We start from the raw sequence: 25,235 nt of genomic DNA, 5'->3' as shown, positions 1-25,235 counted from the left end.
GTTTCTCTTCAAGTCACCCGATCAAAAAAAGAGGTTTTTCATGATATCCGCGCAGCCGATCCGCTGGGGCATTATCGGCCCGGGGACCATCGCCCGTACGTTCGCCGATGGTATTGCCCATTCAAGAACCGGCGCCCTCGTGGCGATTGCCACACGCAATCCCGACAAACCCGGACTGTCCGAAGCGTTTCCCGGCTCGCGTATCGTAAACGGCTACGACAGGCTGTTGAGCGATTGCGAGGTTGACGCGATCTATATCGCGACGCCGCATACCGGCCACGCCGAATGGGCAATCAAGGCAGTGCGCGCCGGAAAACATGTGCTTGTCGAAAAGCCCATTGCACTGTCAGCCTATGATGCAGACGCGATCTATCACGAGGCGAAGAAGGCAGGCGTCTTTGCGGGCGAAGCCTATATGTATCGCCTTCATCCGCAGACGAAGAAGATCGTGGACCTGATAAAGGACGGCAGGATTGGTGATATCCGCATCATCCGCTCCAGTTTCGGGTTCAACATGGGCAAATTCCGCCCCGATCACCGCCTTTTCGCCAATGAAACCGCGGGCGGCGGTATTCTTGACGTCGGCGGATACCCTGTCTCGATGGCGCGGCTGATCGCGGGCGCTTCGCAGAACAAAGCATTCCTCGAGCCGGAAAAGGTTTTCGGCGTCGCGCATCTCGGCCGTTCGGGCGTCGACGAATGGGCTTCGGCGGTATTGAAATTTCCGAACGGGATTGTTGCCGAGGTCTCCTGCTCGATCATGGCGCAGCAGGATAATGTTCTTCGCATCATTGGCTCTGAGGGCAGGATCGAGGTCAAGGATTTCTGGTTCGCTTCCGGCCACAAGGGTGGCACCGGCGAGATCGAGATCTTCGGGGGTGAGGAACATGAGACGCTGGAGGTCCATGAGAGCGGCTGGCTCTACGCCTTCGAAGTCGATGCGGCGGGCGAGGCAATTCGAAACGGCAGAATGGAGTTCGAAACGCCGGGGATGAGCTGGGCGGATTCCGTCGGCAATCTCAGGGTTATGGACAAGTGGCGTGCCGCCATTGGCCTCGAATACGAGATTGAAACCGCAGCGAAACGCAGTTTGAACCTAGCTGGAGCGGTTGTCCGTCCCGGCAAGACGGTACCGAAGCGAGTGATACCCGGCTTGACCAAACCTGTTTCGGCGATCGCCCTGGGCTTCGAGTTCTTTCCGAACTTCGCATCGGCATCACTCACCCTGGACGCCTTTTACGAAGCAGGCGGCAATCTCTTCGACACCGCTTATGTTTATGGTGCTGGCAAGACAGAGGCGATCTTCGGGGACTGGCATCAGAGCCGAAACGTGCCACGTGATGATATCGTGCTGATCGGCAAGGGGGCGCATTCGCCGCTCTGTTATCCCGAAGTGATCGGCAAGCAGCTGGACCAATCACTCGATCGGCTGAAGACCGATTATATCGACATCTATTTCATGCATCGTGACAATCCGGATGTTCCGGTCAGTGAATTCGTCGATGCGATGGATGCGGAAGTAAAACGCGGACGCATTCGCGGCATTTTCGGCGGTTCCAACTGGACGCATGAACGGATGGACGAAGCGGTGGCCTATGCCCGGAAAACGGGAAAGCTGGCGCCGGCCGCCCTTTCGAATAATTTCTCGCTGGCCGAGATGCTCGACCCGATCTGGGCCGGGTGTGTGTCGGCATCAAGCGATGAATGGAAGGAATGGCTGAAATCCCGTCAGATTCCGAACTTCGCCTGGTCGAGCCAAGGACGCGGGTTCTTCACGGATAGGGCCGGACGTGACAAACGCGATGACGAAGAAATCGTGCGCGTGTGGTACTCCGATCGCAATTTCGAGCGCCGTGACAGAGCAATCGAGCTTGCAAGAAAACTCGGCCGCCATCCGATCCACATCGCTCTTGCCTATGTCGTTGCACAGCCGTTTCCTGTTCTTCCGTTGATCGGGCCGCGCACGATAGCTGAACTGGAAGACAGCCTGTCTGCGCTTGATATCGAACTCACGCCCGAGCAGGTCAGGTGGCTAGAGACCTGATGCTCTGGATAGGAAGCGCTTTGATCGGGAACGATAAACACGAAGTCGAAGTTTGGAGGTAGCACGGCGAGCAAAAGGAGGTTCAGTCATGGCGTTGCAGGTTTCTGACCGGCGGGTCCGCCATAAGCGGGTGAATGTGGCTGGCGTCGATACCTTCTATAGGGAAGCAGGCCCTGCGGGTGCTCCCGCAGTGCTTCTCCCCCATGGTTATCCATGCTCATCCTACGAGTTCCGGAACCTCATGCCAGCCCTTGCGGATCAATGGCGGCTGCTTGCGCCGGATTTCCCCGGTAGCGGATATACCCGTGAACCGCCCGAGTTCCAGCACGATTTCGACGGTTATTCAGACTTCCTGGAGAAGTTCACCGATGCGGTGCGTGCCCCGCGATTCGCGCTCTATCTCCATGATTTTGGCTCATGGATCGGGCTGCGGCTTGCAATGCGCCGGCCGGATAAGATCGCCGCGCTGATCATACAAAATGGCGATATCTATGAAGATGTGCTTGGGCCGAAATATGCTGGTCTCAGGGAAATCTGGAATATGGAGCGAGAGGACGGGCTTGCCAAATTGCGCGAGTTCGTCTCCCCGGATCATTTTAGAGATGAGTTCCTGAACGATGTTCGCTCTGATCTTGCCGAGCGCATCCCGCCCGACATGTGGGAACTGCACTGGCCGTTGATGACGGAGCAGCGGCGCGAAAATGCGGTGCGCATCATCTACGACCTCAAGGACAATCTCGAATGGTTCCCGCGCTACCAGGCCTACCTGCGGGAGCATCGGCCGCCGACGCTGATCCTATGGGGGCCGCAGGACGGTTATATGCCGGAGGAGTCCGCGAAAGCCTATCTTCGCGATCTGCCCGATGCCGAGCTGCATTTGCTCGACGGGGGCCATTGGCTCCTGGAGACCTGTCTGCAAGAGATGGCAGATCTCATGGAGAATTTCCTGCAGCGCGTTCACTCCCAAAGGCTGTAGTCGGGCCGGCGAGACATCGGCGGGCACCGGCAAAGAAGGTAGGTACCACGCCCGCAATTGTCGCTGGTTCCGCCTTACGGCGCGCGGTGTCGAGGCCAAGGGTGATAAATTGGTGAGCGTGCCTGGCAAGCTCGACATTATCCGTCCACAGATCGCGCCAGATCGCCGTCTTCAGCGAAAGGTCCTCGTCAACAATGGCGAAGGAGAAGGATTCGAACGTCACATAATCATACCAGCCGATTCCCACCAAGGCGTCCATTCAATACCCCGCCTCTTTCTGGTGTCGGAAGGCTAGAACATACACTGCGTCGTCATCCGGTTCATGACGATATAGCGCGACATAGCCAAAATCTCCGAACGCGATCACCAATTCGCGCAGTTCCGGCAATTCTGGAAACGGCCGGCCTATGTCTGGGGTCTTTTCCAAAAGCAGGAATTGCCGCTCTATAGCTAACCGGCTCGCTTTGCCGCTTCAGAGGCTTTGGCGGCAAGAAACCGGCGGCAACGCTCCAATCCTTCGGCGGCGCCTTCCGTGACGATTACTCGTGGCACTCCGGCACCGCCTCTTCGTCATCGGTACCCAACTGTTCAACCAGGCGCGAACTTCCTGGCCGGTGAAATGCCGGCCAGTTTCCTGATAGGCTGCCCAGGACGCCAAGGCTTCCTGCTTGAAGTTCTCGCGCGCTTCCTCGCGCTCCACATATTGCTGGATCGCTTCGAGCATGATCCAATGCGCTGAACGCCGGCGCTGGCTTGCGAGCTGCTGGACACGGCTTTTCAAGGCATCATCGATCTTAAGGGATTGTCGCCATAGCTGAGTCTCTTATCACTTAGTAATACCTAGTGATAATATAGCTTCTTTCTACCACCAGCGGCCGCGCAGGTCGTCAATGTACTAATGCGTTGCAGTGCAGGATTCGGCGGCGCATGCCGATTCGATATCGCTTGCCAGCACCCGTGACGCCCAGGTGTTGGAGGCCTTACTCGCAGCACACGAAGCGAGCCTATCGGCTGGAAAACCGAAGCGGTTCAGGCCGGCAGGTGCGCCTGCTGCACGAGTTCCGCCTTACGGCGCGCGGTGTCGAGGCCAAGGGTGATAAATTGGTGAGCGTGCCTGGCAAGCTCGACATTATCCGTCCACAGATCGCGCCAGATCGCAGTCTTCAGCGAAAGGTCCTCGTCAACAATGGCGGAGGAGAAGGATTCGAACGTCACATAATCATCCCAGCCGATCGCCACGAGCGCATCGAAGATCGCCGGAAAATCGATGCTGCCCGTGCCGAGATACCCCCGGTGGCTCTCGCCGATATGGACATAGCCGATCTTGTCCGCCGCGTGGCGGATGGCGAGACCGGCATCGGCCTCCTCGATGTTCATATGGAAGGTGTCGAGGTGCAGGAAGACGTTCGACGCGCCGGTGTCCCTGATATAGGCGAGCCCCTGTGCCGCCGTGTTGAGCATGTTGCTTTCGAAGCGGTTGACGATCTCCAGATTGAGCGTCACGCCAGCCGCCCTGGCGCGGTCGGCGACCTTTGAAAGCGCGCTGACGCTGGTATCCCATGCTCGCCGGGTGAGTGGCTCTTCCTGCTTGCCGTGGGCGGAACTCAATATCCCGCCGAGCTTCATGCCGCCGAGATCACGGGTCAGCGCAACGGCGGCATCAAGGATGGCCTGGCCGCGTTTGACAATCTCCGGATTGCTGCTGGAAATATCGCCTTCCGGCGGCAACCCCATGCTGATCGCCACATCTAGACCGAGTTCGCCTATCCGGCGGGCAAGCCATTTCACATCCACCTCGGCGGGATTGAGATAGGAAAACTCGATCAGGTTATAGCCGAGCTTGTGCGTATTCTGCAGCGCGGCTTCAAGCTCGGCTTGTGAGGAGCCGGCGCTCCAGACGAAGGAATGGACCCCGAGTTTCGACATAGATCACCATTTCATGCTTTGAGGATTGGCGCTGCAACAAAGCCCGCTCCAGCGTTGGCAGGAGCGGGCTTTCCCGATAGCTAGCGGGCGGCGGTCCAGCCCTTGTAATCGGCCACATTATCGGCCGTGATAAGCTGCGGATCCAGAAGAACGGTGGGCTCGGCCGGCTTTTCGCCGTTCAGCACCGCGACACCCATCTGCAAGGCCTTGCCCGCCATCACGTAAGGGTCTTGCGAAGCTGAAGCCTTGATCATCGAATTGCCGCTTGCCAGCGCCTTTTCGATATCCGGTGCGCCGTCAACCGCCGTGATGAAGAATTCGCTGCGGTTGAGCTGCTTGGCGGCAAGTTCGGCGCCGATGGCGGTCGGGTCATTGATCGCAAAGACGGCGTCGATCTTGTCAAAGCGGGTCAACAGCCCCTGCATCACGGCAAGCCCGCCCTCGCGAGAAGCCTGACCATTCTGGTCGTCGGAGAGAATCTTTATATCGGGATGCTTGCTGAAGACGTCCTTGCAGCCCTTGACGCGATCAATGATCGACGATGATTGCGGACCGTTGATGATGATGACATCGCCCTTGCCGTCGAGCTTGTCCACGATGTACTGGCAGGCTTCCGCGCCCGCTTTGACGTTGTTGGTCATGACGGTGACATCCGCACCGGGGGCAGAAACGTCGAAAGCGGCAACGACTATACCGGCATTCTGCGCCTTCTTCACCGCAGGCGCGATCGCGCTCGCATCGACGGCGTTGAGCATGATGATGTCGACGCCTGCAGCGATGAAGCTGTCGATCTGCGACACCTGCTTGTTGAGATCGTAATCGGCGGAAACCGACGTGACCTGTACGTTGGGATTGATCTCCTTGGCGCGGTCCTCGATACCCTTGATCGTGGCGACGAAGAACGGATTGCCAAGGAGACCGACCGAAATGCCGATCTTTTCGAGGTCCTTGGCAGCGGCTGGCATTGCCATGACGGCGGCGAGAGCCGTTCCCATCAGCAATCTGGTGAATTTCGACATTTCTTCCTCCTCATGATTGGCGCTCCTCACGCCATGTTGAATGACGCTTCCTCGCGTCATGCTTTCCCGGCAAGTTTCCGGTTCGTGCGGCCAACCATCACGTCCTGCTCAATCCCTTGAGCCTGTAACGGTCGAGAGCGACCGCCGCGATGATGACCAATCCCTTGATGATGTACTGCCAGATGTCCGAGACACCGACGAGAATGAGGCCGTTCGACAGGACCGCGATGATCAGCGCTCCGATCAGGGTGCCCCAGATCGAACCGACGCCGCCGACGAAGCTGGTGCCGCCGAGGATGACTGCCGCGATGGCGTCCAGTTCATAAGCCTGCCCGAGTTGCAGGCCGTTGGCGGCATAAAGACGGGCGGCGGACATGACGCCGCCCAGACCCGACAGAAGTCCGGACATGCCATAGACGAATAGAAGCACCAGTGGCACCTTGATGCCGGTCAGTCGCGCGGCCTCGGCATTGCCGCCGACGGCGTAGATCCAGGTGCCCAGCACCGTGCGGCGCAGGATGAACCAGGACATCGCCACGGTAGCCAATGCGATGATGGCCAGCCAGGGCACGCCGAAGAGCGTGCCGTTGCCGATGAATTCGAAAGGTAGATCCGGATTGAAGACCGTCGTATCGCCGCCGAGGAGGCGGGCGACGCCGCGCACCGCCGTAAGCGATCCCAAGGTGACGATGAATGGCGGCAGTTTCAGGAAAGCGATGAGGCTGCCATTGGCGATGCCGAAGGCGAGGCCGACTGCGATGGCGGCGGGAATGCCCAGCATGCCGTAATCCGGTACCAGCGAGATAATGACGGCGATCATCGCCGACGCGGCAAGGATGGAGCCGACCGAGAGGTCAATACCGCCAGTGAGGATGACGAATGTCATGCCTGCCGCCAGCACAATGTTGATCGAGGCCTGCTGCATGACGATCGACAGATTGTTGATGGTCATGAAGCGGCCGCTTAGAAGCTCGAAGCCGATCGCCAGGACCACGAGAACCGGCAACATGCCAAGCGCCGTCAGGGTTGCCCTGAGCTTCAGCTTTTCCTGTCTCGTCTGTTCTGTCTCAACTGCGGTCATCGCGCGGTTCCATCGCTCTTATTGTTGGTTATCCGTGATCTTCCGAAGCGCCTGTCGACAGCACCATGATGGCTTCCTGGGTGATTGGGCTTGCGGCACTGGCGGTAATTTCCCCGGCGATCCGCCCTTCGCGCATGACCAACACCCTGTCGGCAATGCCAACGACCTCCGGCAAATCGCTGGAGATCACCAGAATGGCGATGCCGTTCTGCGCGAGATCATCGATGATGCGATAAATTTCCGACTTGGCGCCGACATCGACGCCGCGCGTCGGTTCGTCAAGAATGACGACCCGTGGCCTGGTTTCGAGCAAACGGGCCAGAAGCACCTTCTGCTGATTGCCGCCCGATAGAGCCCCGACATTGATGCTGGTGCCCTTGGTTCTGATGGCGAGGCTGGCGACGGCCCTGTCGGCGCGCCTGCGGGCAGCCTTGAAATCAAGAAACGACCCGGCCTGTGCGTCCTGCCCGATGACGCCGATATTGATGTTCTCGGAAATCGACATGTCGAGAAACAGGCCAAGACCTTTGCGGTCCTCGGTCAGATAGGCGATGCCTGCCGCCATCGCATCGCGCGGATTGCGGATGTCGCAGTCCCGACCGTCGACAGAAATCGTTCCCGAGCGACGATGGTCGGCACCGAAGATCAGGCGAGCCAGCTCTGTCCTGCCGGCGCCGACAAGGCCGGCCATGGCGACAACCTCTCCCGCACGGATATCGAAAGAGCAGTCATGGACGCGAAAGCCATCCCCCATGTCGCGCACGGAAAGCACCACCTTGCGTTCGCCGGACGGAGGCCTGTGCTCCTTTTTATAGAAGGAGGAGAGATCACGCCCGACCATCATGGAAACAAGCCTGGATGCCGAAAGTTCGGAGCGATCGAGCGCGCCGACATAGGCGCTGTCGCGCAGTACGCTCACGCGGTCGGTAAGCTGATAAACTTCCTCCATGCGGTGACTGATATAGATCACCGCGATGCCGTGTGCCTTCAGGCTGGCGATCACTTCGAAAAGTCGGTCGGTTTCGCGCGTCGTCAATGATGTGGTCGGCTCGTCCATGACGATGATGCGCGCATTGGTCGTCAACGCACGGGCGATCTCGACCATCTGCCGCTCGCCGAGTGATAATTGGTTAACGGGTGTCGACGCGGAGAAGCTGACGCCGAGACGATCGAGGATCGGCTTCGCCTTTCCTTCATTGGCACGGCGGTCAACCAGCCCGAAACGCGAGGGCTCGGCGCCGAGGAACATGTTCTGGGCGACTGTCAGGTTCGGCGCGAGCGACAATTCCTGATAAATGACGGCGATCCCGCTCGCCTTGGCCTTGATCGGATTGCCGGTCTGCACCGGCTGTCCATCGATCAGGATCTCTCCGCCGGGATCGGCCCGATAAGCTCCGGAAAGGACTTTCATCAGCGTCGATTTACCGGCGCCGTTTTCTCCCATGAGCGCGTGGACCTCGCCCGCGCGAACGGAAAGTGACACGCCGGATAATGCCCTGATCGCGCCAAAGGTCTTGTTGATGTTGCGCATCTCCAGAAGAGGCGCCGCTTCCGCCTGATGTCTGGCCGGGGCTGTCATGATTGCGCCTCCCGGATATGCATGCCGGCCCATGCTTTGTGGCGACGCTGATCGACAAGGTCTCGCCAGCGGGCCCGATAGCTTTCGAGGTCGGCGATTTGTGTCGGTCGGACTTTTTCGCAGCTATTGGCAAAGGGCGTAATGCCGGCGGCCTCAAAGGCAAGCGCGGCTGCTCCGAACGCACTGCCTTCCGCGTTGGCGTTGGTCATAAAGGTTTGGGAAAGGCGCAACTGGGCGAGAAGCCCGGTATAAAGCCCCGTTTTCACCAGCCCGCCATCGATGATGATGGTATTGCGTGACCGGATGAGGTCGAGCGACAGATCCGTCATCAGCACCACATAGAGCAGGGCCGCGGCAGCCCTTTCCTCGCCATCCGGTTCGGGGCCGATGAATTGGCCCTGGAGGCCGGGGAGCGGTCCTCCCGGCGCAAAGGACGGCAGTGCAAAGACATTCTTTTCGATGATGCTTTTGATAGCGCGGAGCGAAATCGGCCGGTCCCAGCCTCCGCTCGCCACATCATATTCGCGCCCGCCCATGAAACGTATGGTGGCCGCCGGTTCACCATCTACCGTGACGTTGGCGAGCATGTCGCGCTCGCGATCGAGCGCGTCGAGCGGACAGGCCGTGTTGAAGATGATGACCCATGTGCCGGTGGAGACCAACGTGAAATCGGTGAAGCCGGCGGAGCGGTAGAAATAGAGCGCCGCATTGCTGTCGTGGACGCCGTTATGAACCTTGACCGGAACGGACGTGCCATCGGCAAGGGCAACCTTGTATTCGCCCACCACCGCGCCAGCGCGGGCAAAGCCGGGCATCTTTTCCCGCCAGCCCTGTGTGTCGACCAGTGAGCTGAAATCATGGCACAGCGGCGCCCAGAGATGGGAATGGCAGCCGAGATAGGAGACTTCGGAAAGCTTTGCGCCCGAGAATTTCCATGTCCAGAACTGCGGGTATCCCAGAATGGCATCGGCGTTTTCGAAGATGTCCGGCGCGCGCTCCTGGAGCCAAAGCATATGACGTCCGAAGTTGAAGCCGAGCGGCAATCGCGGCGAAAATGTCTCCTGGAAATCCGGTATCCGGCGTTCGATGCGCACGGCGGTATCGGCCGGCGGCTCCTGTTCGTAGTCGAGCACCGGATGCGCCAGGCGATCGCCTTCCGTCAAGGCGAAGGTGCAGCCGTGGCCCGAAAACATGACGCGGTTGACGCCGTGATCCGCAACGGCGGTTGCGAGCGCTCCGCGCATCCAGGCAAAAAGAGCGTCATCGTCGAGAACACGGATATCGCCATCCCCGCGCCACACCGGCTTCGTTCTCCGCTCATCCAGAAGCGCGCCATCGGCGCTGAAGACGAACAGCTTGGAATTGGTCTTGCCGAGATCGAAGACCGCAAGCACATCGGCATCTCCTGACGCGCGCGCGCTCAATTCCACTCTCCCGACGTGCTGGCTACAATGATGTTGACGCCCGCATCCTCGAGCATTTTGGCATTTGCGTCGGAAAGGCCGTCATCGGTGACGAGCGTGCCGATGCGCGAAAGCGGCAGAACGATGTTGCGCGGGCGGATGGCAAACTTACGGCTATCAGCAAGAACGACGATCTCGTCACTGCATTGGCTCAACTCGCTGATGGCCTTGACCAGTAGCGGATGCGATTCAAGCAGCCCTTCGGGACTTATGCCCTGGGTGCCGAGAAAGAATTTAGAGGCGAAGTAAGCGGGTTTGCCGCCCTGAACGGCGTGGACGATGCCCGGCTCGCGATAAAGATCGCCTCCCGCCAGGGTCACCTGGCATGTCCCGTGCTCGCCCAAATGCGCCGCCAGCGGCATCGAATTGGTGTAAATGCGGACATTCCGCCGCGCCAACCGGATGCCCAGATAGTAGCAGGTCGAGCCGGCATGGACGATCACGGAATCGCCGTCTCGCACCAGGGTTTCCGCGCATTCGGCGATCGCCCGCTTGGCCTCCACGGCAATATCGCGGTTTTCATCATAGGGGCGGGCGGAAAGCTGATGGGTCTCTAACCCTTGGGAAGAGGAGATGCCGCCATAGACTTTGCGCGCGACACCGATTTCATCAAGCTTGTCGATGTCGCGACGAATGGTGGCGGCGGAGACGCCCAGCAATTCCTGCAGATCGCGCACCGAAGCGAACGAACGCTCGCGCAGCAGATCGGTGATTATCTTGTGACGATCCAGATCGCTCACAATCGCTCCTCCGCAATGCCCCTCATGCATTGATGATTGACTATAATCATATGGAGTCCGGTTCTGCAAGTGCTATCGATTGAACATCTTCATGATTGACGTTTTTGCATCAAATGCATAGTTTGCGTGAACGAGATCGATCAGAGGTAGTGATCGTGGATGGCAGCCGGTGACAGCTATGGCAGAGGGAGGATATCTTGGCAGCTTCTAAGGGTATTGACCCGAACCGCGCGCCGGAAATGGCTCGCTTTCTCCAGCTTTCCGCCCGGCTCGGCCAAAATATCTTGCGCACCCAGGGTGCTGGCGGCAACACGTCAATCAAGCATGGCGGTGTCATGTGTGTGAAAGCTTCAGGTACGTGGCTGGCCCATGCGCTGGAGAGGCAGATCATGGTTCCTGTGGCGGTAGCGCCACTCGTGGAAGCATTGCGAAATGGTGATCCACGCGCGGAAAAGGCGACGGATTTCATCGTCGAGGATCTCAACGAAAGCAGGCTCAGGCCTTCCATCGAAACGAGTTTCCATGCGGTCTTGCCGCAGCCGGTTGTCGCGCATTTTCATTGTGTCAACAGCATCGCGCTTGCCGTGCTGGAACGCCGGGAGGCGCTGATCGCCGAACGCATGGCGCGCGGTGCGCCAGGTCTTTCCTGGCGGCTCGTTCCATACCGGCGGCCGGGTACGCCGCTGGCGCGGGAGATAGACAAGGTTGCAGCGGAAAAACCCGATGTGCTCATCCTTTGCAATCACGGCATCATCATTGTGGGCGAAACCGTCGATGAAGTTGCCGCACGCATTGAAACGGTAACAACAGCGCTGGGACTCCCTCGCAGGCGTGTTGGACCTGCCGATCTGCCGTGGCTGGAAGCGGCCACGGCCGAAACGGGCTACCGTGTTGCCGCGGATGCGGAAACACACGCCACGGCGCTTTGCCCGGTCGGGATGAAGATCGCGCTTGCCGGCTCGCTCTATCCAGATCATGTGATTTTCCTCGGTACGTCGATCGGCGTATTGCGGGACGGGCAATCAATTGCGGAACTGCTGGACGATTTTTCCGAAAGGCGCCTGCCCGCGCCCAAGATGCTGATCGCTTCAGGCCGGGGCGTGCTCGTCGCACGGGAACTGACGCCGGGCGGCGAAGCCATGGCGCGATGCCTTGCCGAGGTCGTCACACGTATTCCGGCGGACGAAGCGATCTGCTATCTCGATGCGGCGCAGGAACATGAGCTGACCCATTGGGAAGCCGAGCAATATCGCCAGGCGCTCGACCGGCGAGCCGCGGCACAATAGCATGATGACCGTAAATCCTGTCGCAATCGGCATCGATCTCGGAACATCTGGTGTCCGCGCCGCCGCCCTCGACGAGGATGGCAGACAGGTCGCCTTCGCCGCATCCGCCTTCGCCACGCCGGATGAAATCCGTGAGCCAGCCGCCTGGTGGCGGGGTACCGAGATATGCCTGAATATGTTGGCAGCGAAGGTTTCGCTTGCCGGCGTCCGCGGAATTGCCGTCGACGGCACGTCGGGAACAGTGTTGGCACTCGACCGGGACAAACAGCCGATCGGGGAGGCGCTTCTCTATAACGATCCGTGTCCCGACGCCTCGGTGATTGCAGCCATTGATGCGGCCGCTCCCGCCACCAGTCCGGCGCGCGGAACGAGCACGGCGCTCGGGCGCGCAATTCTTCTGTCACGTCGGGAGGGCGTCGCTCACGTGGTGCATCAGGCGGACTGGATCGCCATGCGTCTTGGTGAGGGCGAGCCCGTATCTGACGAAAACAATGCGCTCAAGACCGGCTACGATCTCTCCGGTGAAAGCTGGCCTGACTGGATCGAACGGACAGGTATGAAGCGCGGTCTGCTGCCGCATGTCGTTCGCGCCGGAACGAAAATCTGTTCCGTAGGGTCGCTGGCCCGGGAGTTGGGGTTGCCGCCTTCCTGCCTGCTTTTTGCCGGCACAACGGACGGCTGCGCATCGTTTCTCGCCACCGGGGCTTCCGAGAGAGGTGATGGCGTCACGGCGCTGGGATCGACGCTGGTGCTGAAACTCGCGTCCGATTGCCCGGTCAATGCGCCCGAATATGGCATCTATAGCCATCGGATCGGCGATTTTTGGCTGGTCGGCGGCGCGTCCAACAGCGGCGGCGCGGTGATCCGCCAACTGATCGGCGACGACCGTCTGGAAGAGCTGACCGCGCGGCTTGATCCGGGCCGACCGACCGGGCTCGATTATTATCCATTGCTCAAGCCGGGTGAACGTTTCCCGATCAGCGATCCGCATTATCCGCCGCGACTGGCGCCGAGGCCCGCCGATGATGCGGTTTTCTTCCAGGGCATCCTTGAAGGCATGGCGGAAATCGAACGGCTTGGCTTCGAGAGGCTTACGGTACTTGGCGCCCCCAGGCTTGCCTCCATGCGCACCGTCGGCGGCGGCGTACGCAATTCCGCCTGGCGGGAAATCCGCCATGGCAAGCTCGGCGTTCCCTTTCTGGAGCCGCGCTCGGTGGAGGCAGCGGCCGGTATCGCGGCCCTCGTGCTGCGGCAGGAGAACAAGCATTGAATCAGCTATTGGAAGCGGTCGATCTAGCGCGACTGATCGATCTTTACGACGTCTTCTTCATCGATCAGTTCGGTGTGCTGCGCGATGATGAACGTGCCTATGGGGGAGCCGCGGCCGGATTGCGCACCTTGAAGGACGCCGGCAAGACCGTGGTGATATTCTCCAATTCGGGCCGCAGCGGCGATTATAATGCGCGCCGGCTGGAGAGCCTCGGCTTTTCCCGCGGATCCTTTGATCACTTCGTTACCTCGGGTGATGTTGCCTATTCATTGCTTTCTTCCGGCGAGCTTCCGGTGGAGATCAGCGGCGAGACGCGCATATTCACCGTATCGAGCGGTGCCGATGTTAATCTCGCCGACCGGCTGCAAGCCACCAATGTCGCCGATCCCGCCAGCGCGGATATCGTGATCATTGCAGGCAGTGAGGCCGAGCGCATCCCGCTTTCGCGATATCGCGATCTTCTTGCCCCCGCTGCTTCGCGTGGTATCCCCTGCATTTGCACCAATCCTGATATCCACAAGCTCGCGGAAGGCGGACTTGTGCCTGCCGCCGGTGCAATCGCCAATGTTTATGAGGAGTTGGGCGGCAACGTTGTGCGCGTCGGCAAGCCATATCTGCCAATGTATCGATATGCCCAGATGCTGTGCGGAATGCCTGGCAAAAACGGAATCGTCTGTATCGGAGACAGTCTCGATCATGATATCCGCGGCGCAAACGATTTCGGCGCTGATGGGGTGCTGGTGCGCACGGGCATTCTGGCCACCCTCACAGAGCAGGAACTGACGCGGAAGATCAGGATGAAAAATGCCATGCCGCGCTTTCTGATGACCGCCTTCCGTTAATTGCTGTTGCGCCTCCCGTTCCGACGTTTCCCCGCCCATAGCCAAGTAACGCGACCCAACCGCAAATAACGCGCTTGCCGCGTCGGCGGGCGAAATAGCTTCCCTAGATGTCGTGAAGAAGCCGCGTTAACGGCCTGTTAAGGCATCGCATCATCCGAAGGTTATTTTCAGAGAGTGCTTAAGAAAACCGTAGGATGTTGAAATACGCCCGCGCGCGAATCTGTCTTTTCCTACCCCTTGATTGACCTATTCGGTGTTCGATTTGCCTCAATCGGCGTCGAAGCGGCAGCGGGCGGGGCTGCGCGGCTTTTGCGACGATACATGAAAGAGGCGAAGCGGGTCACTGGATGGTTTCGCATCGAGGGGACCGTTCATGATTCAGACTGTCTTGCTGCCGGCGGCAGCCCGCCCAATCCATCCTGTCACTGCAAAGCGAGCCTTCATACGCTCTTTGGCGGCTTCTCTGGCGATGCTGGTGGCGTACGGTTCCAGTGCGAAAGCCGATCCGGGCACGCCGGGTGTTCCGCAGGCGCCACTTGCTATCCATACGGAAAATCTCCAGAACCGACCGGGGCCGACGCCGATCGTCAGGCTCAATGGATACGCGGGGACGACAGGGCAGGCTTATACGGCCCACCCGAACTGGTTGACGGCCTGTAACGGCTGGATAGCCTCCGCGAACCAGCCGACAGACGCTGCGGCGCAGGTCGCCGATTGCGTTAATCAAAACAATTGGAACCGGGCACAGCAGCTTTCCTGGGCGCTGGGCCTCTACTCAGGCCAGAGCCAGACAGCTGCTCGCGATAACTACAGTGTTTCAGCCTACACGGCGGGCAATCCGGGTGTCGGAAACGTTGAGTTCCAAACCGCGACGAACATTTCGTTCCCGACAAGCAACCGGTTCCTTTCGTTCAGCGTCGATGTTGCCGCTATCAACTGCGGTGCCTCCGCTCCATTGCTTCAGTTTTCACTGGTGGATGAGGGTGGCAACGCGACACCGGCCGGTTCCCAGATCAATGCCTGTACGAGCGCGACGACCTTCAACATTCCTGCCTTGGGCAGTGTCGGCGCCACCACCGCTAGCGCCGGCACCTACGCGTCGAACGGAGCCGTCCTTATCAGTGGCGCCTCCTTCGGCGTCCGCATGGTCAACAACAACGGCAGCGGCGTAGGCAACGACCACGCCTTCGACAACATCACGGTCCTCGATGCAACACCACAGCTCGACAAGGAGTTCGGCCCGACCAACCTGGCCGTCGGCGGTGTGTCGGCTCTGACGTTCACGATTACCAACACCAGCGAGTTGGGGGCGAAGACCGGGTGGTCGTTCACCGATGCGCTTCCGGTCGGCCTCAGGGTGGCCTCCGACGAGATCAGCACGACCTGTCCCGCGGGTGTCGTTACGGCGCCCGTCGGCGGATCGACCATAGATGTCTCGGGAAATCTCACCGCCGGCATGGCTTCGTGCACGGCGACCGTGCCGGTAACCTCCAGCTCCGCCGGAACCTATACCAACGACGCATCGAACATCACGTCGGCCGTCGGCATCAACCCGCCCGGCGGCACCTCGGTCACGTTCGGCACCCAGCCGAACTTCGTGTGCGATTCGACCATGTATTTCGGCGTCAACGCGCCCACGCAGCTCCTTCGGACCAATACAAGCACCAACCCACTCACCTTCTCTGCCATCGGCGGAGTGAATAGCCCCGGCTATAATGCGATGGGTTACGACGTCGTCAGTAACTATATTTACGCGACGCGCTGGGACAGCACCACGAGCAGGTACCGTCTGTTGCGGATCGGCAGCAATGGCTCCGTCAGCGATCAGGGTCCTATCGTCGGGGGCGGCATCAATAACGGCTCGGGGCAGGTAGCCTCCGGCGTGGTGGGACCGGACGGCTACTACTACGTGAAGGAGAACGGCGCCTCGAACGTGATGTGGCGCGTTGATCTGACCACCAGGACGGCCACCAGCATTCCGCTCAACCGTACGATCCAGAACGCGGACCTAGCTTGGCACAACGGGCTCATCTACACGCAAAATCACGCCGACGGCAATCTATATACGATCGATCCGGACACCGGAGCCGTTAGTCTTGTAGGGAGCACGGGCATTGATACCTCTGGTGGCTTCGGATCGTTGATCAGCGCCTCTAACGGTATTTTTGGTCGTTACAATAGCGGCGGATTCTATCAATTCGACGTTGCGACGGGCGTGGCGACGCTCATCTCCGATGCGCCATCAGGCGGTGGCGACGGCGCCAAATGCCCCATTACGGCTGTAAATCTTCCTGCCGACACGCAGATTACCAAGACTGACGGCAGCGACACCTATACGCCGGGCACGAGCGTCACCTATACGATGGTGGTCTCGAACAGCGGGCCGTTCGGTGTCCAGAACGCGCTGGTGAACGATCCGCTGCCTTCAGGCATCACCGAGGCGACATGGACGTGCGGCAGCCCCACCAACGGCGCTACCTGCAGCGTACCGAGCGGTGCGGGAGCCATCGGGAATGTCGGCGTTAACCTGCCCACGGGCAGCTCCGTCACCTTCGAATTGACCTTGACGGTGCCGGCGGACTTCACCGGTGATCTGGTGAACGTCGCCACGGTAACCAACCCGTCCGGCACGTCTGATCCCAACACGAGCAATAACACTGCGACGGACACGGACGTCGTAGCGGCGCCTGCTTTGACGATCGAGAAGACTGGGACGCTGAACGACAATGACGGCGACGGTCTGATCGATCCCGGCGAGACGGTCTCCTATTCGTTCGTCGTCACCAACACGGGCAATGTGACGCTGACCGGCGTGACGGTGAACGATCCGCTCTTGACCAATGCCGGCATCTCGGTGTCCCCGGGTCCGCAGACGCTCGCGCCGGGGGGAACGGTGACGTTCACGGCGACCTACCAGCCCACACAGGCCGAGATCGACACGGGTCAGGTGGAGAACACGGCGACCGGCACCGGCACCCCTCCTGATGGCGGTGATCCGATCGAGAGCCCGCCGGACACGGTCGTGGTGCCGCCGGACCAGACGCCTGGGTTGACCATCGACAAGCAGGGGACGCTGAACGATCTCGACGGCGACGGGCTACTCGATCCGGGTGAGACGATCTCCTATGCCTTCGTGGTGCGCAACACCGGCGCAGTGACGCTGACTAATGTGACGGTCAACGATCCGAAGGTGTCGGTGGAGGAGGGTCCGCAGACGCTTGCGCCGGGCGGTTCCTTCACCTTCCATGCGACCTATATGCCTTCGCAGGCCGAGATCGACGCCGGGCAGGTGGAGAACACGGCGACGGGCACCGGTACGCCTCCGGGTGGCGGCGACCCGATCGAGAGCCCGCCGGACACGGTGGTGGTGCCGCCGGACCGGGCCTCGGGGCTGACGATTGAGAAGACGGGCACGCTCAACGACCAGGACGGCGATGGTCTTATCGATCCGGGCGAGACGGTCACCTATTCCTTCCTCGTCACCAACGCCGGCAATGTGACGCTGACGGGTGTGACGGTGAACGATCCGCTGCTGACCAATGCGGGGATCTCGATGACACCCGGCCCGCAGACGCTGGCGCCGGGTGCGAGTGCCACCTTCACGGCGACCTATACGCCGACACAGGCGGAGATCGACGCGGGTTCGGTCTCGAATACGGCGACGGGCACCGGCACGCCGCCTGATGGTGGTGATCCGATCGAGAGCCCGCCCGACACGGTCGTGGTGCCGCCGGACCAGACGCCGGGGCTGACGATCGACAAGACGGGCACGCTCAACGATCTCGACGGCGACGGGCTGCTCGATCCGGGCGAGACGATCACCTATGCGTTCCGGGTAGCGAACACCGGCGCGGTGACGCTGACCAATGTCACCGTCAACGATCCAAAGGTGACGGTCAACGAGGGTCCGCAGACGCTTGAACCGGGCGGCTCGTTCACCTTCCATGCGACCTATACGCCTTCGCAGGCCGAGATCGACGCGGGGCAGGTGGAGAACACGGCGACGGGCACCGGCACGACGCCCGGCGGCGATCCGATCGAGAGCCCACCCGACACAGTGAGGGTGCCCCCTGACCTGGCGCCTGCCATGACCATCGACAAGACGGGCAGGCTCAACGACCTTGACGGTGATGGCCTGCTCGATCCGGGCGAGACGATCACCTATGCCTTCCTGGTGCGCAACACCGGCAATGTGACGCTGACGGGTGTGACGGTGAACGATCCGCTGCTCGTCAATGCCGGAGTGACGCTCGATGAGGGTCCGCAGACGCTGGCACCGCGTGGTTCCTTCACCTTCCATGCGACCTATACACCGTCGCAGGCCGATATCGACGCGGGCCGTGTCGAGAACACGGCGACCGGCACCGGCACGCCGCCCGGCGGCGGTGACCCGATCGAGAGCCCGCCGGACACGGTGATGGTGCCGCCGGACCAGACGTCGGGCATGACGATCGAGAAGACCGGCACGTTGAACGATCTCGACGGCGACGGGCTGATCGATCTGGGCGAGACGATCAGCTATTCATTCCTCGTCATCAACACGGGCAATGTGACGCTGTCGAATGTGGCGGTCAACGATCCGCTGCTGGCCAATGCCGGCATCTCGGTGACACCGGGACCGCAGACGCTTGCGCCTGGCGGCAGCGTGACGTTCACGGCGACCTATACGCCTTCACAGGCCGATATCGACGCGGGCCGTGTCGAGAACACGGCGACCGGCACCGGCACGCCGCCCTCCGGTCCGCCGGTGGAAAGCCCGCCGGACACGGTCGTCGTGCCGCCCGACCAGGCGTCGGATCTCACCATCAGGAAGACCGGCCAGCTCAACGACCTCGACGGCGACGGATTGCTCGATCCGGGCGAGACGATCACCTATTCATTCCTCGTCACCAATACCGGCAACGTCACGATGGCGAACGTCACCGTCAACGATCCGCTGCTTGCCGGGGCGGGGATCCAGGTGACGCCGGGGCCGCAGACGCTGGCGCCGGGCGCCAGCGTCACCTTCACGGCGACCTATCAGCCGACGCAGGCGGAGATTGACGCCGGCCAGGTGGAGAATACGGCGACGGGCACCGGTACGCCTCCGGGCGGCGGCGATCCGATCGAGAGCCCGCCCGACACGGTGGTGGTGCCGCCCGACCAGGCGTCCGGATTGACGGTCGAGAAGTCGGGCACGCTCAACGATCTCGACGGCGACGGCTTCATCGATGCCGGCGAGACAGTCACCTATACCTTCCTAGTGCGCAACACCGGCAATGTGACGATGACCAACGTCACGGTCAACGATCCGCTCCTGGCCAATGCGGGCATATCGGTGACGCCCGGGCCGCAGACGCTGGCGCCGGGCGGCAGCGCCACCTTCACTGCGACCTATCAGCCTTCGCAGGCGGAGATCGACGCCGGCCGGGTGGAGAACACGGCGACCCCGACGGGCACACCGCCCTCCGGCCCGCCGGTTGAAGGCCCGCCCGACACGGTTACCGTGCCGCCGGACCAGAACTCCGGCATGACGATCGACAAGCAGGCGACGCTCAATGACGGGAACGGCAACAACCTGATCGATCTGGGCGAAACCATCAGCTATTCCTTGGTGGTCACCAATACGGGCGCCGTGACGCTGACCAATGTCACGGTCAACGACCCGCTGCTGACCAATGCGGGGATCTCGGTCTCTCCCGGGCCGCAGACGCTGGCGCCTGGGCAGAGCGTCACCTTCACGGCGGAATATGAGCCAACGCAGGCCGATATCGACGCGGGCTCCGTCACCAACACGGCGACCGGCACCGGCACGCCGCCATCCGGTCCGCCGGTGGAAAGCCCGCCTGACACGGTCGTCGTGCCGCCGGTCGAGCCTTCCACCCTCAGGATCGAGAAGCAGGGCACGTTCAACGATACCGACGGCAATGGCTATGCCAGCCTTGGCGACACGATCACCTACAGCTTCACCGTTACCAATACGGGCGGCCAGGTCGTCACCGATGTCATGCCCGTCGATGCCGGGCCGACCTTCAACGGCAAGCCGGCGACGGCGACGCTTTCGGCCTTCACGCCGGAAAGCGTGACGCTTCAGGCGCATGGCTCGCAGGTCTTCACCGCCACCTATACCCTGACGCAGGAGGATATCGACAATGCCGCCGGCATGCAGGACGGCATGGAGAACTCGGCCACCGCCAGGGGCAACGCCGGCGACAATCCGGTGCCCTCGACGACGTCGACCTCCAGGGTGACGATCCCGCCGGCGGAGCCCTCCGACATCTCGATCATCAAGCAGGCGGGGCTGCGCCAGATCAAGCGCGGCGAGAAAGCGCCGTTCACGATCAAGGTGACCAACCACTCCAGCCGCAATGCCGGCCAGGTGAGCGTCACCGACATCATCCCGTCCGGCTTCCGCTACATCGACGGATCGGCGACGATCGACGGCGTCGCCGTCACGCCTGATATCGCCGGCCAGCGGGTGCGCTTCGACATGATCGCGCTCGGGCCGAATGCCGAGGTGGTGATCCGGCTGCAGATGCTGGCCTTGAGCTCGGCCGGGCCGGGCAAGCACACCAACAAGGCGACCGTCAGCGGCCTCGACGGCAATCCGCTGGCGCCCGAGGCGCGCGCCGACATCGAGATCATGATCGAGCCGGTCTTCGACTGCGGCGACATCATCGGCAAGGTGTTCGACGATCTGAACCGCAACGGCTACCAGGACAAGGGCGAGCCGGGGCTGCCGGGCGTGCGGATCGCCACGGTGCGCGGTGCGCTGGTGACGACGGACAAGCACGGGCGCTTCCATGTGGCCTGCGCCGACTTGCCGGACAGCCGCATCGGTTCGAACTTCATCATGAAGGTCGATCCGCGCACCCTGCCGACCGGCTACCGGCTGACGACGGAGAACCCGCGCGTCATCCGGCTGACCGCCGGCAAGATGTCGACGCTGAACTTCGGGGCCTCGATCGGCCGCGTCGTCCGCGTCGATCTGGCGGACGCGGCCTTCGAGCCCGGCACCACCACCCTGAAGCAGCAATGGCAAAAAGGCATCGATCAGCTGATCACGGCGCTCGAGAGCGAACCGTCGACGCTGCGCATCGGCTATGGCGCGGCGGCTGACGCGACGCTCGCCCGCCAGCGCATCGACGCCCTCGGGGAGGACATCACGCAACGATGGAAATCGGTCAGGGGCCGATACGAGCTCAACATCGAAACCCGTGTGGAGGCAGGCCAATGAGAACCACGTCCTTGACTTCATCCGCCTTCCTCCACCTGGCCTCAAAGCGTAACCTGCTTCTCGCGGGCTGCGCCCTGGCCGTGGTCAATGCCACGGTCCCCGGCGCATCCGCCGAGGACCGGCTGCGCGGCAAGGTGCTCGACAACAGCGCCGTCAGCGACGTGGCGATCGCGCCCAATGTCGAAGAGGAGGCCCCGGGCGAGGGCGGCGACATCCCGTTCTCGATCAGCGTCGACGGCGAGACGCTGGCCGCGACCGGCAAGCCGGCGGGCCCGGGCAAGGCCCAGGCCGACCGGCAGCGCAGGACCGATGTCGGTTTGAGTGCCGTCGACATCCAGGTCAAGTTCGACGGGCTCGATGCCAGGCCGATCCTCAACGTCTCGACCACGCCGGTGCGCCGCGTCTACAAAATCGGCGAGCCGGTGCGCTTCCTCGCCACCTCGAACTACCCGGCCTTCATCGCGCGCTCGGAGATCCGCATCTTCGAAGCCGACAAATCACTGAAGGACGAGCCCGTGGCCGCCGTTCCCGTCGCCGTCAATGGCGAGGCGGAATGGGTGATGCCCGAGACCGAGAACGACAAGACCCGGTTCAAATATATCCTGCGCGTCTATGACGATCAGGGCCGCTATGACGAGACGTTGCCCAGAACGATCGCCCGCACCGACAAGGAGCTTCCCAGGGAGAGCGACAGGATCACCGACGCGCCGGCGCCGGGGATGGGCGAGGACAATACCGGTACGCGCAACATCCAGGTCAATGGCGGGGCGGTGACGGTCCATGGCCGCAACGTGCCGGAGGGCTATCAGGTCAGCGCGCTCGGCGACATCGTGCCGCTCGACCGCAATCAGGCCTTCGTCGTGCAGCGCATCCTGCCGCCGGGCGACCACAATGTCGATGTCGCGGTGCTCGGCTCGATGAAGGGCAGCGCCCTCGACTTCAGCCGCGACATCAACATTCCCGACAATGACTGGTTCTATGTCGGTCTCGCCGATCTGACGGTTGGCAAGCGCATGGGCGACGACAATATCGAGAGCGTGCGTCCCGGCGAATATGACGATGTCTACACCAGGGGCCGGCTGGCCTTCTATGTGAAGGGCAAGATCAAGGGCAAATACCTTTTGACGGCGGCCGCCGATACGCGCGAAAGCGCGATCAAGGACATGTTCCGCGGCCTCGACGACAGGGACCCGCGAAGCCTGCTCCGGCGCATCGATCCCGATGCCTATTATCCGGTCTATGGCGACGATTCCACGATGATCGAGGACGCGCCGACCAACGGCAAGTTCTATGTCAGGCTGGAGCGCGGCGACAGCCATGTGATGTGGGGCAATTACAAGGCCGTCATCAAGGGCACGGAGTTCATGCATTCCGAACGCGCGCTCTATGGCGCCAGCGGCGTTTACCGCTCGGAGGCCGTGACCGCGTTCGGCGAGCGCCAGACCGAGGTCAACGTCTACGCTGCCCAGCCCGACACGCTGCCGCAGCGCGACGAGTTCCTCGGCACCGGCGGCTCCGCCTACTTCCTCAAGCGCCAGGACATCACCACCGGCTCCGAGACGCTGACCGTCGAGGTGCGCGACCAGGTGACCGGTCAGGTCAAGGAGCGCAGGACGCTCCTTTATGGCGAGGATTATACCGTCGACTATCTGCAGGGGATGGTGATCCTCAGGCGGCCGCTGTCGTCGTCGACCGGCACCGGTTCGGCGGTGCGCGAGGGGGCGCTCGGCGGCGACAGGGTCTATCTCATCGTCCAGTACGAATACACGCCCGCGATCGGTGACGTGGACGGCTATGTCTATGGCGGCCGGGCGCAGCACTGGTTCGACGAGAAGGTGCGCGTCGGCGTCACCGGCATGAACGAGACCACCGGGGTCGCCGACCAGCAGGCGCTTGGCGCCGACATCGTCATCCGCCATTCGGAAAAGACCTTCCTGGAGGCGGAGGTCTCGCATTCCAAGGGACCGGGCTTCGGCACCTCGCGCTCCACCGATGGCGGCCTGACCTTGAGCGACGTCGCCACATCAGGCTCGCGCGACCGCGCGGCGACGGCCTGGCGCACCCGTGGCCAGGTCGATCTGGAGGACATCACCAGGAACGGTATGAAGGGCACCGTCGGCGGCTATTACGAGGAGAAGCAGGCCGGCTTCTCGACATTGTCCGACCAGATCGCCGTCGACCAGCGCATCTGGGGCGCCCATGCCGACGTCGAGCTCACCACCGATGTCGATCTGAAGCTCACCTATGACGACTACCATGAAGGGCGCGATTACGACGACTTCTATGGTCGCGAGACGGGCGGGCGCAGCAGGCGCAAGGGCGAGGCGACGATCAGCAAGCAGCTCGACGAGTACTGGAAGGCCTCCTTCGGCGTCTCCTATACCGACACACGCTCGCCGATCGCGGTCGCCTCGGGCAAGCGCGGCTATGACGGCGAGCGGCTCGATGCCGGCGTCAGGCTCGAATACGCGCCTGATGCCGACCATAAATACTACGCCTTCGGCCAGGGCACGCTGCGGCGCTCCGGCGATGTCAGGCGCAACGACCGCATCGGCGTCGGCTCGAAATACCAGCTGACCGAGAAGATCGGCCTGGAGGGGGAGGTGTCCTACGGCAATACCGGCCTTGGCGGGCTGGCGGCGATCACCTATTCGCCGACGGCGGAGGACAATTACTACTTCGGCTATCGGCTCGATCCCGACCGCGCCTTCGATCTCGACCGCTCCTATGATCTCGACGGCGCCGACAGGGGCACCATCGTGCTCGGCATGCGGCGCAAGCTCGACGACACGCTGTCGGCCTATGCGGAGAACAATTACGATCTCTTCGGTCGCCGCCATTCGCTGACCAAGACCTATGGCGTCGTCTATACGCCCGACAAGGTGTGGACCGTCGATGGCGGCCTGGAGATCGGCACGATCGAGGACGACACGATCAATCCCGATACCGGGCTGGAGCGCTCCGACTTCGACCGCAAGGCGGTCTCCCTGTCTGTCGGCTACAAGGACGAGGAGCGCGGCATCAATGCCCGTGTCCGCGGCGAGGCGCGCTTCGAGGATTCCGACGACGGCACGCGCGACCGCGACACCTATCTGTTCGCGGCCGGCGTCAGCTGGAAGACCAGCGAGGACTGGCGGCTCCTCGCCAATATCGATGCGGTGGTCTCCGATTCCTCCGGCGAAAGCTCCTTCCGCGACGGCGATTATGTCGAGGCGTCGATCGGCTATGCCTATCGCCCGGTAGACAACGACCGGCTCAACGCGCTGTTCAAATACAGCTGGGTCTACGACCTGCCCGGCGTCGACCAGGTCAGCGCCATCACCGGTGACGAATACGGCCCCGCCCAGCGCAGCCACATCCTGTCGGCCGACTTCACCTATGATCTGATGCCGTGGCTGTCCATCGGCGGCAAGTACGGCATGCGCTATGGCGAGGTCCGCGAAAGGGCGCTCGACGGTGACCGCGAGACGTTCTCCGAGTGGTATACCTCCACCGCCCATCTCGGCATCGTCAGGGCCGATCTGCACGTGGTCAAGAACTGGGACGCCCTCATCGAAGGCCGCGTCATGCGCATGCCCGAGGCCAAGACCACCGATTACGGTGCGCTCCTCGCCGTCTACCGCCATGTCGGCGACAACTTCAAGGTTGGCGCCGGCTATAACTTCGGCGTCTTCTCCGACGACCTCAGAGACCTCACCCTCGACGACAGGGGCGTCTTCATCAACGTCATCGGGAAGTTCTGATCAAGACAAACAAACCAACGCGGCCGGATCAACCTATCCGACCGCGTATG

14 protein-coding genes and 2 pseudogenes are annotated in these 25,235 nt (G+C 61.8%); 7 read left to right on the top strand and 9 right to left on the bottom strand.

Annotated features, from left to right (window positions below; genetic code table 11):
* Positions 1-40: 40 nt before the first annotated feature.
* Together ATN84_RS20220 and ATN84_RS20215 are read left to right on the top strand one after the other, a co-directional pair.
* Entirely contained in the window at positions 41-2,044 is a 2,004-nt protein-coding gene (locus tag ATN84_RS20220; RefSeq protein ID WP_068884060.1) for an aldo/keto reductase, read from the top strand.
* 94 nt (positions 2,045-2,138) lie between these two features.
* The gene (locus tag ATN84_RS20215; protein WP_425287436.1) at positions 2,139-3,020 is read left to right on the top strand and encodes an alpha/beta fold hydrolase; all 882 of its coding nucleotides are present in this window, start codon (positions 2,139-2,141) and stop codon (positions 3,018-3,020) included.
* A 67-nt stretch (positions 3,021-3,087) separates the two neighbouring features.
* On the opposite strand, the pseudogene ATN84_RS27035 reads toward ATN84_RS20215, so the two are convergent.
* The 9 genes and pseudogenes from ATN84_RS27035 to ATN84_RS20185 all read right to left on the bottom strand — a co-directional run.
* Positions 3,088-3,276, bottom strand: a pseudogene (locus tag ATN84_RS27035) (sugar phosphate isomerase/epimerase); the annotation flags it as partial.
* A 3-nt stretch (positions 3,277-3,279) separates the two neighbouring features.
* Positions 3,280-3,447 carry a type II toxin-antitoxin system RelE/ParE family toxin gene (locus ATN84_RS27565; RefSeq protein ID WP_425287429.1) on the bottom strand — a complete coding sequence of 56 codons (168 nt, stop codon included), beginning with the start codon at positions 3,445-3,447 and terminating at the stop codon, positions 3,280-3,282.
* Between the two features lie 112 nt (positions 3,448-3,559).
* Positions 3,560-3,813 (bottom strand): annotated as a pseudogene (locus tag ATN84_RS26345) (CopG family ribbon-helix-helix protein).
* A 236-nt stretch (positions 3,814-4,049) separates the two neighbouring features.
* Complete coding sequence (locus ATN84_RS20210; protein ID WP_068884058.1) at positions 4,050-4,946, bottom strand: sugar phosphate isomerase/epimerase family protein; 897 nt, start codon at positions 4,944-4,946, stop codon at positions 4,050-4,052.
* A gap of 80 nt (positions 4,947-5,026) precedes the next feature.
* Positions 5,027-5,965, bottom strand: coding sequence for an ABC transporter substrate-binding protein (locus ATN84_RS20205; RefSeq protein WP_068884057.1), 939 nt, complete (start codon positions 5,963-5,965; stop codon positions 5,027-5,029).
* 97 nt (positions 5,966-6,062) lie between these two features.
* Entirely contained in the window at positions 6,063-7,046 is a 984-nt protein-coding gene (locus tag ATN84_RS20200) for an ABC transporter permease subunit (protein ID WP_068884055.1), read from the bottom strand.
* A 28-nt stretch (positions 7,047-7,074) separates the two neighbouring features.
* A complete protein-coding gene (locus tag ATN84_RS20195) occupies positions 7,075-8,625 on the bottom strand; it encodes a sugar ABC transporter ATP-binding protein (RefSeq protein ID WP_068884053.1) in 1,551 nt (516 codons plus the stop codon).
* Positions 8,622-10,049 (bottom strand): FGGY-family carbohydrate kinase, encoded by a 1,428-nt coding sequence (locus tag ATN84_RS20190; protein WP_244491147.1) that lies wholly within the window; start codon positions 10,047-10,049, stop codon positions 8,622-8,624. The genes ATN84_RS20195 and ATN84_RS20190 overlap by 4 nt, the downstream gene beginning before the upstream one ends.
* Positions 10,046-10,828, bottom strand: coding sequence for a DeoR/GlpR family DNA-binding transcription regulator (locus ATN84_RS20185; protein ID WP_068884051.1), 783 nt, complete (start codon positions 10,826-10,828; stop codon positions 10,046-10,048). The genes ATN84_RS20190 and ATN84_RS20185 overlap by 4 nt, the downstream gene beginning before the upstream one ends.
* A 197-nt stretch (positions 10,829-11,025) precedes the next feature.
* Here ATN84_RS20185 and ATN84_RS20180 point away from each other — a divergent pair, with 197 nt between their 5' ends.
* The 5 genes from ATN84_RS20180 to ATN84_RS20160 all read left to right on the top strand — a co-directional run bounded on the left by ATN84_RS20180 (position 11,026) and on the right by ATN84_RS20160 (position 25,185).
* On the top strand, positions 11,026-12,114 hold the full coding sequence (locus ATN84_RS20180; protein WP_244491146.1) for a class II aldolase/adducin family protein: 1,089 nt from the start codon (positions 11,026-11,028) through the stop codon (positions 12,112-12,114).
* Between the two features lie 4 nt (positions 12,115-12,118).
* Positions 12,119-13,384 (top strand): FGGY-family carbohydrate kinase, encoded by a 1,266-nt coding sequence (locus ATN84_RS20175; RefSeq protein WP_068884407.1) that lies wholly within the window; start codon positions 12,119-12,121, stop codon positions 13,382-13,384.
* Complete coding sequence (locus ATN84_RS20170) at positions 13,381-14,226, top strand: TIGR01459 family HAD-type hydrolase (RefSeq protein WP_244491145.1); 846 nt, start codon at positions 13,381-13,383, stop codon at positions 14,224-14,226. Before ATN84_RS20175 ends, ATN84_RS20170 begins: the two co-directional genes overlap by 4 nt.
* 373 nt (positions 14,227-14,599) lie before the next feature.
* On the top strand, positions 14,600-21,442 hold the full coding sequence (locus ATN84_RS20165) for a DUF7507 domain-containing protein (RefSeq protein WP_082766401.1): 6,843 nt from the start codon (positions 14,600-14,602) through the stop codon (positions 21,440-21,442).
* Positions 21,439-25,185, top strand: coding sequence for a porin family protein (locus ATN84_RS20160; protein ID WP_068884047.1), 3,747 nt, complete (start codon positions 21,439-21,441; stop codon positions 25,183-25,185). Before ATN84_RS20165 ends, ATN84_RS20160 begins: the two co-directional genes overlap by 4 nt.
* Positions 25,186-25,235: the final 50 nt, after the last annotated feature.

This window comes from Paramesorhizobium deserti, assembly GCF_001558695.1.
GTDB classification, from domain to species: Bacteria; Pseudomonadota; Alphaproteobacteria; order Rhizobiales; family Rhizobiaceae; genus Paramesorhizobium; species Paramesorhizobium deserti.
The sequence above is the reverse complement of the archived record's forward strand: the minus strand, read 5'-3'. Positions and strand labels throughout refer to the sequence as shown.

Excerpts from the sequence above, each read along its gene's own strand:
- ATN84_RS20220 (WP_068884060.1), top strand. The coding sequence starts at position 41 with ATGATATCCGCGCAGCCGATCCGCTGGGGCATTATCGGCCCGGGGACC.
- ATN84_RS20210 (WP_068884058.1), bottom strand. The coding sequence starts at position 4,946 with ATGTCGAAACTCGGGGTCCATTCCTTCGTCTGGAGCGCCGGCTCCTCA.
- ATN84_RS20205 (WP_068884057.1), bottom strand. The coding sequence starts at position 5,965 with ATGTCGAAATTCACCAGATTGCTGATGGGAACGGCTCTCGCCGCCGTC.
- ATN84_RS20200 (WP_068884055.1), bottom strand. The coding sequence starts at position 7,046 with ATGACCGCAGTTGAGACAGAACAGACGAGACAGGAAAAGCTGAAGCTC.
- ATN84_RS20195 (WP_068884053.1), bottom strand. The coding sequence starts at position 8,625 with ATGACAGCCCCGGCCAGACATCAGGCGGAAGCGGCGCCTCTTCTGGAG.
- ATN84_RS20175 (WP_068884407.1), top strand. The coding sequence starts at position 12,119 with ATGACCGTAAATCCTGTCGCAATCGGCATCGATCTCGGAACATCTGGT.
- ATN84_RS20165 (WP_082766401.1), top strand. The coding sequence starts at position 14,600 with ATGATTCAGACTGTCTTGCTGCCGGCGGCAGCCCGCCCAATCCATCCT.
- ATN84_RS20160 (WP_068884047.1), top strand. The coding sequence starts at position 21,439 with ATGAGAACCACGTCCTTGACTTCATCCGCCTTCCTCCACCTGGCCTCA.